The organism is Vibrio lamellibrachiae (genome assembly GCF_050337265.1).
Classification (GTDB): domain Bacteria; phylum Pseudomonadota; class Gammaproteobacteria; order Enterobacterales; family Vibrionaceae; genus Vibrio; species Vibrio kyushuensis.
On sequence record NZ_JAKJSU010000004.1, the window covers coordinates 702,495 to 714,829 of the forward strand.

Consider the following 12,335-nt stretch of genomic DNA (forward strand, 5'->3'; position numbering starts at 1 on the left):
AGAAACCAGAACTAAAACTTGGATAGCTAGACTGTAGTAAAATTGTCACTCAACAATCGTAGACACATTATGTTACAACCATCTTGCGGAATATCATTAAATAGCGCAAAGCTCTCGTCCTTTGTCTCTATTCTGGAACAAAAAAAGCAGCTCAATGAGCTGCTTTTCCTTTATTTCTTCGTTTCAGTTTTCTTGGGCTTTTTCCGCTTATCGGTAATTTCCCATTTGCCGTCAATATAAAGACCGGTCCAACCTGACGGTTTGCCGTCTATTTCAGAGCGAACATAGTTCTCTTTCGACTTACGACTAAAGCGAACAACCGTTGGCCTACCATCCGGATCTTCCGTTGGAGCGTCGGCTAAATAAATGAACTTCGGCGACAGTCTCTCTTTGAATCGAGCCAATTCAGACACTAATGGCGCTCTTGTTTCACGAGATTTAGGGAAGTTACTCGCGGCCATAAACAGACCAGAAGCACCGTCTCGTAACACGAAGTACGCGTCTGAGTTTTCACAGGGTAATTCAGGTAAATGAACCGGGTCTTCCTTCGGTGGCGCGACTTCGCCATTTCGTAAGATCTTACGCGTGTTCTTACATGTCTCGCTTGTGCAGTCCATGTATTTGCCAAAGCGACCGTTTTTAAGCACCATATCTGCAGAACATTTATCACACTCTACCAGCGGGCCGTCATAGCCTTTGACTTTAAACTCACCAAACTCGACAACATAGCCATCACAGTTAGGGTTGTTACCACACACATGCATCTTACGCTTTTCATCGATAAGATACGCATCCATCGCGGTTTCACAGATAGGGCAACGTTTTTTCGCACGAAGCGCTTCAGTCTCAACGTCTTCTTCTAAAACATTGATGACGCCATCTTCATCACCTAAGTTGATTGTTGTTTTGCAACGCTCTTTAGGGGATAACGCGTAACCAGAACAGCCTAAGAATACGCCTGTTGAAGCGGTACGGATACCCATAGTGCGTGAACAAGTCGGACATTCAATATCAGTTTCAACGATATTGTTTGGCTTCATTCCGCCTTCTAACTCATCAAGGTCGGCTTTCTCTAGATCACCGGTAAAGTCAGTAAAGAAGTTATCTAATACGCCTTTCCAATCAGTATGACCTTCTGCTACTTGGTCAAGCTTAGCTTCCATTCTTGCTGTGAAATCGAAGTTCATTAAATCATCAAAACTGTTGTCTAGACGATCGGTAACGATTTCACCCATTTTCTCAGCATAAAAACGGCGCTGATCTACTTTCACATAACCACGATCTTGAATCGTTGAAATAATAGACGCATACGTTGAAGGACGACCAATACCACGCTTCTCAAGCTCTTTAACCAATGCAGCTTCCGTAAATCGTGCTGGCGGCTTGGTAAAGTGCTGCTTAGGGTCTAGAGTTTCAAGCTTCAGTGTATCGCCTACCTGAACAGCAGGTAGAATTTGATCTTCATTTTTACCAAGGGGACGCTGAACGCGTGTCCAACCGTCAAACTTTAGAATTCGGCCCTTCGCTTTCAGCGTATACTCATCAGCTTTAACACTTACTGTGGTTGAATCGTATTTGGCTTTGGTCATTTGACACGCAACAAATTGATTCCAGATCAGAGTGTAAACTTTCTGAGCGTCTGGCTCCATTCCTTGCAAATCTTCTGTTTTCACTTCAACGCTAGACGGACGAATCGCTTCGTGAGCCTCTTGAGCCCCTTCTTTGCTTCCGTACACTAGCGGTTTCGCAGGGAGGTAGCTCTCACCATATTCGCTGTTGATAAACTCTCTAACCGTCTCTACAGCCTCTGAACTCAAGTTAGTTGAGTCAGTACGCATATAAGTGATGTAACCACCCTCATAGAGCCTTTGAGCGAGCATCATGGTCTTTTTCACACCATAACCTAGACGTGTACTCGCAGCTTGCTGCAGTGTCGACGTGATATATGGCGCTGAAGGTTTGCTTGATGTTGGTCTATCTTCACGTTTACATACTTCGTAAGCGGCGTGTTCTAATACGCTAACCGCAGCTTGAGTTTCTTGCTCATTGGTCGGCTTAAACGCCACGCCATTTTTTTGAGCAACTTGTAAACGGAAATTTGTTTCTGTACTGGTCAGCGTATCTGCATGGATATCCCAGAACTCTTCTGGAATAAACGCTTTAATTTCACGCTCACGCTCAACAAGTAATTTCACGGCTACTGACTGTACGCGGCCAGCCGACAGACCACGTGCTACTTTTTTCCAAAGTAGTGGTGACACCATAAACCCAACAACGCGATCCATAAAACGACGCGCTTGTTGAGCATTGACACCATCCATATTCAACTCACCAGGTGTTTCAAATGCCTGTTGGATTGCATTTTTAGTGATTTCGTTAAATACAACTCGCTTATATCGCTCTTCATCGCCACCGATGATCTCACGAAGGTGCCATGCGATAGCTTCTCCCTCGCGATCCAAATCGGTTGCGAGATAGACATAATCTGCGTCTTTAGCCAGTTTTTGTAGTTCAGCTACAACCTTCTCTTTACCGGGAAGGACTTGGTAGTTTGCTTCCCAATCTTTAAACGGATTGATGCCCATTTTTTTAATGAGAGCTTTGCGGTCTTTCTCTTTCTTGATGCGTGCTTTCTCTTCAACACTCATCCCTTTAGTAGAAATAGCTGCAGCTTTTTTGCCGGTGCTTTGACCAGCAGTCGGAAGATCACGGACATGACCGACGCTAGATTTAACGATGAAATCTTTACCAAGGTACTTATTAATAGTTTTTGCCTTGGCTGGTGATTCCACTATAACGAGTGATTTACCCATATTGACTCAAATGTCCTTAATCGCTGCGCGAAAATTTATCGCATGACATACTTAAATGCTTATTCTTTTTTTACTATTGAGCGAGATTACAAGAAGATCAATATCTTTTTTAAAAAAATAAATTCAATTGGTCGACAATTCAGCAAATTCACCGATAAAGTGTCGAAGAAAGAAATGAATCACGCCTCAATAAGTTGGCACATACTAAACGCCCAAGTCGTTGTGTTTCTAGTACTTCACATAAAACTTAGTCGTAAATCACATAATCCGATGTCACGATTCTAATTGAAATTCCTTTTTTCTCACATACACTAGAGCCAAATAACGAATTAGCTAAAAAGATTTCAATAATGAGTGTAAAAAAACCGATTGCCCAGTTCGACCTACTACTGATTGCTAATCAAATCATTCAAGAACATGACGATTATATCGAAGGAATGAGAGCAACATCAGTTGAAGAAAAAGAAGAAGTATTGGTCTTTAAAGGTGAGTATTTTTTAGATGAAAATGGCTTACCTACTGCAAACACAACAGCCGTATTCAATATGTTCAAATATTTAGCTCTTCACCTTTCTAAAGAGTTCACTATCCAACATTAAAAAAGCTTGCCATTTGGCAAGCTTTTAGCTTCAAACTACAGTTTATCTATAAGGTAGATTTAGCGCTTAGTTCAGATAACTTTTCAAAATATCCTGGGAACGTTTTAGATGTGCACTTAGGATCATTGATGGTAACTGCAGTATCACTAAGTGCAACTAATGAGAAACACATGGCCATACGGTGATCGTCATAAGTATCAATGGCTGCGTGCTTCAATTCAGATGTCGGTTTGATGATAATGTAATCTTCACCTTCTTCAACTTCCGCACCTACTTTACGTAATTCAGTAGCCATGGCAGCAAGGCGGTCCGTCTCTTTTACTCGCCAGTTGTATACGTTACGAATAGCGGTGGTACCTTTAGCAAATAACGCCGTTGTAGCAATAGTCATCGCCGCATCTGGAATATGGTTATAGTCCATATCGATGGCATTGAGCTCACCACAACGAGAGATAACATAATCGTCTCCCCACTCAATTTCAGCGCCCATTTTTTCAAGTGCGTCAGCGAATTGAATGTCACCTTGAATGCTATTTTTACCAATTCCCGTCACTTTAATTTCACCGCCTTTAATGGCAGCAGCCGCTAGGAAATAAGAGGCGGAAGATGCATCTCCTTCAACAAGAAAATCTCCCGGCGCCACGTAACTTTGACCTGCTTTAATGATAAAGGATTGATAGTTGTTATTAATAACTTCGACGCCAAACTGCTTCATTATATGAAGAGTGATATCGATATAAGGCTTAGAGACTAACTCGCCTTCGATATTGATCGTTACATCGCCTTTTGCCAATGGCGCTGACATCAAGAACGCTGTTAAAAACTGACTAGAGATTGAACCATCAATGGATACTGAACCAGATTCTAATCCAGTCGCCTTAATTTTCAGTGGCGGATAATTTTCGTTCTCTAGATATTCGATATTCGCCCCTGCTTGGCGCAATGCGTTAACCAAGTGACCAATAGGACGCTCTTTCATACGAGGTTCACCCGTCAATACGAATTCACCTGAACCTAAACACAAAGCAGCCGCTAGTGGACGCATTGCTGTTCCTGCATTACCTAAAAAGAGCTCTTGAGCGTGCTCTACGTTAAACGCTTCACCAAGACCAACCACTTCACATACTGTCTTATCTTGCGACAATTGATAGGTCACACCCAGTTGAGTTAAGGCATTGAGCATGTGACGAATATCATCACTATCAAGCAAGTTGGTTAAACGTGTCGTACCTTTAGCAAGAGCCGCTAGTAGTAACGCACGGTTAGAGACGCTTTTTGAACCGGGCAAGTTCACAACGCCATTTACTTTTTCTATTGGTTGTAACGTAAGGCTTTCCATTAAAATTTCATATCCTCGGTATCACCGCCGCACTTCCTTGAGCTAAGCAGTGATGAAAATTCTTCGTACTTGCAGACTAACTAAAATTATTGGTGAACTCCAGAGCTAATCCATGATTCGTTATAAAAATTTTACGCTCTGAATTTATGTTTTGATCGCCAACCTATTGACAATCAAAATAGCGCTAGATTGCCAACATATACTGACAAATGGTGAAAAAGTGAATACCATTAATGAACACTCTAGCTTTCAATATTTAACACTCTTATATGGCTATCTATTTAACCGAGTTATCCCCCACTAAATTTGATTTCCCCTCTCCTTATGAAGCGTTGCCAGAGCCCAATGGTTTGCTTGCTTTTGGCGGTGATCTCTCGGCCAAGCGAATCTACGCCGCCTATCAGCACGGTATTTTCCCTTGGTATGGCCCGGGTGAGCCCATTCTATGGTGGAGCCCGGCCCCGAGGGCGGTATTTGAGCCCATAACCTATACGCCATCAAAGAGTGTAAAGAAGTTTCAAAAAAAGCAGCAATACCAGATCAGTATCAATCAGGCTACGGAACAGGTTATACAGTTGTGCGGTCAAGTTCGCCCGGCTGAAGAGACATGGCTCAACGACGAAATGCAAAACGCCTATATTGAGTTATCCAAACAAGGCCACTGCCACTCTGTGGAGGTTTGGCAAGAAGAGCACCTTATTGGTGGTCTATATGGAATACAGGTCGGCACATTATTTTGTGGTGAGTCGATGTTTAGTTTAAAAGATAATGCGTCAAAAATTGCTCTTTGGTATTTTTGTCATCATTTTCAAAAACATGGTGGGCAATTGATAGACTGCCAAGTGATGAATGCCCACCTAGAATCATTAGGGGCGAGCGAACTACCACGTGACGAATTTTTAGAATCATTGCTATTATTAAAACACCAACAAGTCAGTATGAATTGCTTTAGTGCCCAATGGTTAGCATCTCCGTTAGAGGAACATAAATGAGCTCTGATATTCAACAGATCAGAATCGGCTTAACCGATAGCCACCCTTGTAGTTATCTTGAAGATAGAGATGAACGTGTGGCTGTGGCTCTTGATACACAAATGCACTCACCTTCAAGCTATGAGGTATTACTGGCGAATGGGTTTCGTCGTAGTGGGGACACCATCTATAAACCGCATTGTGATAATTGCCAATCTTGTAATGCATTGCGTGTATCTGTTCCTGAGTTTGTTCTTTCTAAGAGCCAACGGCGCCTTAAAAACAAGGCAAACAATTATCGTTGGGAATTGAAAGAAGAGATGGATCAAAGTTGGTTTGAGCTTTACTCCCACTACATAAACACTCGCCATCAGAAAGGCAGTATGTTTCCCCCTAAATGTGAGGAGTTTGCAAAATTCTCAAATTGCGCATGGCTAAACACCAAGTTCTTACATATCTATCTGGAAGATAAGTTGGTTGCCATCGCCGTTACTGACGTTATGAGTAATAGTGCGAGTGCTTTTTATACGTTTTTTGACCCTGATGTAACTATTTCACTTGGAACGCTCGGCGTTCTCTGTCAGCTAGAATACTGCCTTGAACAAGGCAAACAGTGGCTCTATTTGGGTTACCAGATAGATGAATGTGCAGCAATGAACTATAAAGTCCGGTTTCATCGTCATCAAAGGCTAGTAAATCAACGTTGGCAAGGGTAGAATACGCTCCAACTTTACATAATTCCCATTTTAGCGGCGAGTATGACCCGTTAAGATTGCCAAATTTCTAAAGAGGATTAAATGGCTAAAGAAGACGTAATTGAGATGCAAGGCACTGTCCTTGATACTCTTCCAAACACAATGTTCCGTGTTGAGCTAGAAAACGGTCACGTAGTTACAGCTCACATCTCTGGTAAAATGCGTAAGAACTACATTCGTATTCTTACTGGTGACAAAGTAACTGTAGAGATGACTCCATACGACCTATCTAAAGGCCGTATCGTCTTCCGTGCTCGTTAATCTCTGACTGCCTAGCGCAATCTGAATTAATCGAATACAACAAAAAGCGGAGCACTATGCTCCGCTTTTTGTTGTCTGCTATTTAGTTGCTGTTTATTACTTGCCTAGTGCTTCTTTGTAGTGACGACGGCAAGCTGAAACGTAGCGATCATTGCCACCAATCGCGACCTGATCACCCTCGGCTATCGCGTTACCTGCTTCATCTGTTCTGATCACCATGTTCGCTTTACGGCCACAGTGACAAATCGTTTTAAGCTCTACAAGCTTGTCAGCCCAAGATAGAAGATATTGACTACCTTCAAACAACTCACCTAGAAAGTCGGTTCTTAAACCGTAGCAAAGCACCGGTATATTCAATTTATCGACAACTTCAGTAAGTTGATACACTTGTTCCTTTGATAAGAACTGGCATTCATCGACTAAAATGCAGTGACGCTTTTCAATCTCGTTAAGGTGTGAGATTTCTTCATAAAGGTTTGTTTCACGTCTAAAAAGCTGAGCTTCCGATTGAAGACCGATACGTGAGCTCACCTTACCAATACCATAACGGTCATCAAGAGCTGCGGTAAAAATAACCGGTGTCATTCCACGCTCTTGATAGTTAAACGATGATTGTAAAAGTGTTGTTGATTTACCCGCATTCATTGCTGAGTAATAGAAGTACATTTGTGCCACAGAAAGTACCTACAGTGCTAATGTGTAAATCGAAAATATAAAAAGAGATTCAAATAAGAAAGGACTAATAAATTAGCCCTTTCTTCAATTACTTACGACGCCAAGTAGTGCCATCTGCACCGTCTTCAAGAACAATGCCCATTTCATTGAGCCTGTCTCTTGCAACGTCTGCGTTAGCCCAGTCTTTTGAAGCTCTAGAGTCATTACGCAGCTTTATCATTGCTTCAATCTCAGCCACTTCATCGTTATCGGCTGAATCACCCTTTAGAAAAGCTTCCGGCTCTTGATGCAAAATACCGATAACATCGGCAAGTTCACGCATTAGGCTGCCAAGCTCGCTCGCTTTTTGAATGTTATCCGCTTTGATACGGTTAATATCACGCGCCATTTCAAACAGGACTGAATAAGCTTCAGGCGTATTGAAATCATCATTCATCGCTTCAGAGAATCGAGAAATGTACTGTTCGCCACCAGCAGCAGGAACAGATAAGTCTAGGCCTCTAAGAGAGGTATATAGTCGCTCTAATGAAGCGCGAGCTTGGTTTAAGTTCTCTTCGCTATAGTTAAGCTGACTGCGATAGTGGCCTGACATCAAGAAGTAGCGAACTGTCTCTGCGTCGTAGTGAGTCAGCACATCACGAATAGTAAAGAAGTTACCCAGTGACTTTGACATCTTTTCTCTATCAACCATCACCATGCCGCTGTGCATCCAAGTATTCACATACTGAGTGCCATGTGCGCAGCAAGATTGTGCAATTTCATTTTCATGGTGTGGGAATTGTAAATCTGAACCACCACCATGAATATCAAAGTGGTTACCAAGAATAGAAGAGTTCATCGCGGAACATTCAATGTGCCAACCAGGGCGGCCAGGACCCCAAGGTGATTCCCATGTTGGTTCACCCGGCTTCGACATTTTCCAAAGTACAAAGTCCATGCTGCTACGTTTTACACTGGCTTCTTCAATAGTCACGCGAGAACCCGCTTGTAACTGTTCAAGATCTTGACCAGAAAGGCGGCCGTATTCGTCATACTTTTTAACTTCAAACATCACATCACCATTACTAGCAACATAAGCAAAGCCACGTTCAATCAGCTTTTCAACTAATTCAATGATTTCTTGGATGTACTCTGTCGCACGTGGTTCAACATCTGGACGCTTCATATTCAATGCATCAAAATCTTCATGCATTTCAGCGATTAAACGCTCAGTCAAAGAATCACATGACTCGCCGTTTTCTGCTGCTCGCTTAATGATCTTATCGTCGATGTCGGTAATGTTACGAACGAAGTTAAGATCAAAGCCTAAGTAACGTAAGTAACGAGAAACCACATCGAAAGAGACAAAAGTACGACCATGACCAATATGACAGAGATCGTATATGGTTACCCCACAGACATACATGCCTATCTTTCCGGCATTGATTGGTTTGAATTCCTCTTTCTGTCTCGTGAGTGTGTTATATATCTTTAACATGATCTCTATCTAATATTAGGTGAAATAAAATAGTGACTCAGTATATCAAGTCATAGCTTTTTAGGTAATCCCACGACGACCAAAATCTCATGATAAACGTGAATTCATTAGCCGTTTCTATGATAATCCGCGTATTAAAATGATCGGACTTGATATAGAATCTCGAACTAATGTCAAAAAACATGAGCAAAGGTATAATCATGATCACTCTTCATACTAATTTCGGCGACGTTAAAGTCCAACTAAATGAAGAAAAAGCACCAGAAACGTGTGCAAACTTTTTACAGTACTGTCGTGATGGTTTCTACGACAACACATTATTCCACCGTGTAATCGATGGTTTCATGGTTCAAGGTGGTGGCATGGAGTCTGGCTTACGTGAAAAGCCTTCTCGTGCAACGATCAAAAACGAAGCAAACAATGGCCTAAGCAACAAAGTAGGTACATTGGCAATGGCTCGTACGATGGAACCACATTCAGCAAGCTCTCAGTTTTTCATCAACGTAAACAACAACAACTTCCTAGACCACCGCTCTGAAAGCATGGACGGTTGGGGTTACTGTGTATTTGCAGAAGTTGTTGAAGGTATGGACGTTGTTAACAAGATCAAAGAAGTTAGCACTGGCACTATGGGTATGCACCAAGACGTACCTCTAGAAGAAGTACTGATTACTGGTACTACAATCGAAGAGTAACAGAGTTAGGAGGGTACGGTTCGTACTCTCCTTTTTTATTATGACTACATTATTTATTTCAGACCTACACTTATCCCCTTCTCGTCCCGACATTACTCAATGCTTCCTCGACTTCATGAGAAATGAAGCCATTCATGCAAAAACTCTTTATGTATTAGGTGATTTGTTTGAGTTTTGGATCGGTGATGACGACAATTCTGATTTTTCCATACAGATTCAGCAAGAGTTTAAACGCTTAACGGACTTAGGGATCAAATGTTACTTCACTCAGGGTAATCGAGATTTTCTCGTGGGGAAGCGTTTTGCTAAACAAACAGGGATGACCCTATTAGAAGATGAAACCGTTATCGATCTTTATGGACGAAAAGCGGTGATTTTACACGGTGATACCTTGTGTACCTTGGATGTTAAATACTTAGAATATCGTAAAAAAGTCCACCAACCTTGGCTTCAATGGGTGTTTAATCATATCCCATTTGTCATTAAGAAAAAGATTGTCTCTAAGGTTCAAACCGACATAAAAGAAGTAAAACAAACTAAGTCACTGGACATCATGGATGTCACTCCAGACGAAGTGGTTTCAGTTATGGATAAGTACAGTGTCGACCTCATGATCCACGGCCACACGCACAGACCAAATATTCATAGGTTGAACGTGTCATCCGGTGAAGGCATTCGTATTGTATTGGGTGACTGGTATACCCAAGGTTCAATTTTGGTCTATGATGAAAATGGGTTTGATTTAAAAACAAAATCGTTTCAATAGCCAAATCAGCTGAGATGAATGAAGCGTGTGCTATATATATGTTTCATTTGCTATTTTTGTAAAAACATGTACATCAAGAGAATAATTTGAAATATTCCTATATCGCTCGTCAACCAATTTTGGATCGTGAGAAAAAGACCATTGGTTATGAATTACTGTTTAGAGATGGGCTTAATAATAGCTTTCCAGAAATTGATCCCGACCTAGCCACTAGCCGCTTATTGTCGGATCATTTCTTATCTACGCATTATTCGACGCTGGGCGATAATCTAGGATTTGTTAACTTCCCGTATCAGAGTCTCATCAACCGAGTTCCTTCATTGTTTCCTGCAGACAATCTCGTTGTGGAGATATTGGAGGACTGCCAACCAAGTTCTGAACTGTTAGAAGCGGTTAAAGAGATGGCCAAACAAGGCTACAAAATCGCACTCGATGATTTTGTTCCCAGCAAAGAGTGGAAGCAGTTTCTTCCTTATGTTTCCATCATCAAGTTTGATATTCGAGTTATCTCTATTGAGAAATCAAAACAATTTATTCAAAAAATCCCAAAAGGCAAAATTGAATTCCTAGCTGAAAAAGTAGAAACACACAAAGAATTTCAGGAAGCAAAAGACGCAGGATTCGATTATTTCCAAGGGTATTTCTTTAGTAAACCTGAGATTATCCAAAGAAAAGCGCTTGAGCCCTCTTTCATGACCCTGATTCAGCTCTGTAAGGAAGTGGCAAAAGAGGATATTGATTACAAATCTATAGAAGAGTTAGTGAGCACTGACCTAACACTCTCCTATAAACTTCTGACATTTGTTAACTCTTCGTCAACGGTCAGCACTAAGATTGGCTCCTTTAAGCAAGCGCTTGTTTACCTAGGTGCGGAAAAGTTAAGGAAGTTTATCTCGTTAGTTGCAATCGCCTCAACACAAGAGTCCAAGCCTGATTATCTTTACGGACTGTCGGTTCAAAGAGCCCGTTTTTGTGAGCTTATTTATACTCAACATCAAACTAATATTAGTGAAGGGAACGCTTTCCTTACTGGGATGTTTTCACTTCTTGACAGTTTACTCGATCAACCCCTTGAAGACCTTGTCAGTGAAATGCCAATCGAAGAAGAAGTGAAGGAAGCCTTAAGTCATGAGTCCGGTGTACTAGGGCAGACATTAGCTCTAGTGAAAGCATACGAAAAAGCAGATTGGGACAATGTTACTGTTCTATCTGGTCAATTAAACCTGACTAACGATGCCATCACAAAAAGCTATGATGAATCCGTAAAATGGACAGCTGATCTTCTCTCTGCAAGCTGACATTGTTCACTATTTTTTAAATGCAAAAGTACTCATCTAAAGCGAGTTCGCTGTAGTGATTTACTTCACTTTCTGTCACCTCTAAAATAGCGGCTCATTACGCCTTCTGGAATCTAATATGTCTGTTTGCCCTTGTGATAGCTCGTTGAGTTATCAAACATGTTGTAAACCCATCCATCAAAATCATTCGCTAGCGAAACGTCCCGAACAGCTAATGCGTGCCCGTTATAGTGCACACGTTCTAAAACTGGTAGATTTTGTTATCGCAACTTATCACTCTAGTTGCCTCGCTGAAGAGTCTAGAGCAGCGATTACAGAGTCGATACACTCTGACTGGTGCAAGCTCGAGGTGATTAACACACAAGACGGTAAGGATGAAAATGAAGGGTTTGTTTCATTTAAGGCCTACTTCAACGACGAAGGTCAACAGTACTGCATGCAAGAAAAATCCCGTTTTCTCAAACATGACGACCTTTGGTACTACATCGATGGGGTCATGGTAGAGCAAGAAGAAGCTCCTTCAGTATCTAAAGTCGGACGAAACGACCCTTGCCCATGTGGAAGCGGAAAGAAGTTTAAAAAATGCTGTAGTTAAACGGCGTCAATTAGCTCGATCATTAGAACTAAAAAAGCCGACCAATATGACTACTGGTCGGCTTTTTGCTATCTATTACCAAATGTCGTAT

Annotated in this window: 12 protein-coding genes; 8 read left to right on the forward strand and 4 right to left on the reverse strand. The window is 41.6% G+C overall.

All coding sequences use genetic code 11. The features are described 5' to 3' along the window. Nucleotides 1-170 precede the first annotated feature (170 nt). Complete coding sequence (topA, locus tag L4C54_RS03390) at nt 171-2,813, reverse strand: type I DNA topoisomerase (protein WP_428807084.1); 2,643 nt, start codon at nt 2,811-2,813, stop codon at nt 171-173. Between the two features lie 350 nt (nt 2,814-3,163). On the opposite strand from topA, the gene L4C54_RS03395 reads away from it, so the two are divergent. Then, nucleotides 3,164-3,412 carry a YciN family protein gene (locus L4C54_RS03395; protein WP_428807085.1) on the forward strand — a complete coding sequence of 83 codons (249 nt, stop codon included), beginning with the start codon at nt 3,164-3,166 and terminating at the stop codon, nt 3,410-3,412. Nucleotides 3,413-3,458: 46 nt separating this feature from the next. On the opposite strand, the gene aroA is transcribed toward L4C54_RS03395, so the two are convergent. Next, a complete protein-coding gene (gene aroA, locus L4C54_RS03400) occupies nt 3,459-4,751 on the reverse strand; it encodes a 3-phosphoshikimate 1-carboxyvinyltransferase (RefSeq protein ID WP_428807086.1) in 1,293 nt (430 codons plus the stop codon). A 269-nt stretch (nt 4,752-5,020) separates the two neighbouring features. Here aroA and aat point away from each other — a divergent pair, with 269 nt between their 5' ends. The 3 genes from aat (at nt 5,021) to infA (ending at nt 6,738) form a co-directional block, all read left to right on the forward strand. Continuing rightward, nucleotides 5,021-5,743, forward strand: a complete 723-nt coding sequence (gene aat, locus L4C54_RS03405) for a leucyl/phenylalanyl-tRNA--protein transferase (RefSeq protein WP_428807087.1) — start codon at nt 5,021-5,023, stop codon at nt 5,741-5,743. Next, on the forward strand, nt 5,740-6,438 hold the full coding sequence (locus tag L4C54_RS03410) for an arginyltransferase (RefSeq protein WP_428807088.1): 699 nt from the start codon (nt 5,740-5,742) through the stop codon (nt 6,436-6,438). Before aat ends, L4C54_RS03410 begins: the two co-directional genes overlap by 4 nt. Nucleotides 6,439-6,519: 81 nt before the next feature. After that, complete coding sequence (gene infA, locus L4C54_RS03415) at nt 6,520-6,738, forward strand: translation initiation factor IF-1 (protein ID WP_001040192.1); 219 nt, start codon at nt 6,520-6,522, stop codon at nt 6,736-6,738. Nucleotides 6,739-6,834: 96 nt separating this feature from the next. Here infA and L4C54_RS03420 read toward each other — a convergent pair whose 3' ends face one another. Then, nucleotides 6,835-7,413: a thymidine kinase gene (locus L4C54_RS03420; protein ID WP_428801485.1), complete on the reverse strand. Its 579-nt coding sequence runs from the start codon at nt 7,411-7,413 to the stop codon at nt 6,835-6,837. Nucleotides 7,414-7,501: 88 nt separating this feature from the next. Continuing rightward, the gene (gene cysS / locus L4C54_RS03425) at nt 7,502-8,890 is read right to left on the reverse strand and encodes a cysteine--tRNA ligase (RefSeq protein WP_428801484.1); all 1,389 of its coding nucleotides are present in this window, start codon (nt 8,888-8,890) and stop codon (nt 7,502-7,504) included. A 200-nt stretch (nt 8,891-9,090) separates the two neighbouring features. Between cysS and L4C54_RS03430 the strand changes: the two genes are divergently transcribed. The 4 genes from L4C54_RS03430 (at nt 9,091) to L4C54_RS03445 (ending at nt 12,244) form a co-directional block, all read left to right on the forward strand. Beyond that, the gene (locus tag L4C54_RS03430) at nt 9,091-9,585 is read left to right on the forward strand and encodes a peptidylprolyl isomerase (protein ID WP_428801483.1); all 495 of its coding nucleotides are present in this window, start codon (nt 9,091-9,093) and stop codon (nt 9,583-9,585) included. Nucleotides 9,586-9,625: 40 nt separating this feature from the next. Continuing rightward, nucleotides 9,626-10,351, forward strand: a complete 726-nt coding sequence (gene lpxH / locus L4C54_RS03435) for a UDP-2,3-diacylglucosamine diphosphatase (protein ID WP_428807089.1) — start codon at nt 9,626-9,628, stop codon at nt 10,349-10,351. A gap of 86 nt (nt 10,352-10,437) precedes the next feature. Next, complete coding sequence (locus L4C54_RS03440) at nt 10,438-11,649, forward strand: EAL and HDOD domain-containing protein (protein WP_428801481.1); 1,212 nt, start codon at nt 10,438-10,440, stop codon at nt 11,647-11,649. Nucleotides 11,650-11,767: 118 nt separating this feature from the next. Then, on the forward strand, nt 11,768-12,244 hold the full coding sequence (locus tag L4C54_RS03445) for a YchJ family metal-binding protein (protein WP_428807090.1): 477 nt from the start codon (nt 11,768-11,770) through the stop codon (nt 12,242-12,244). Nucleotides 12,245-12,335: the final 91 nt, after the last annotated feature.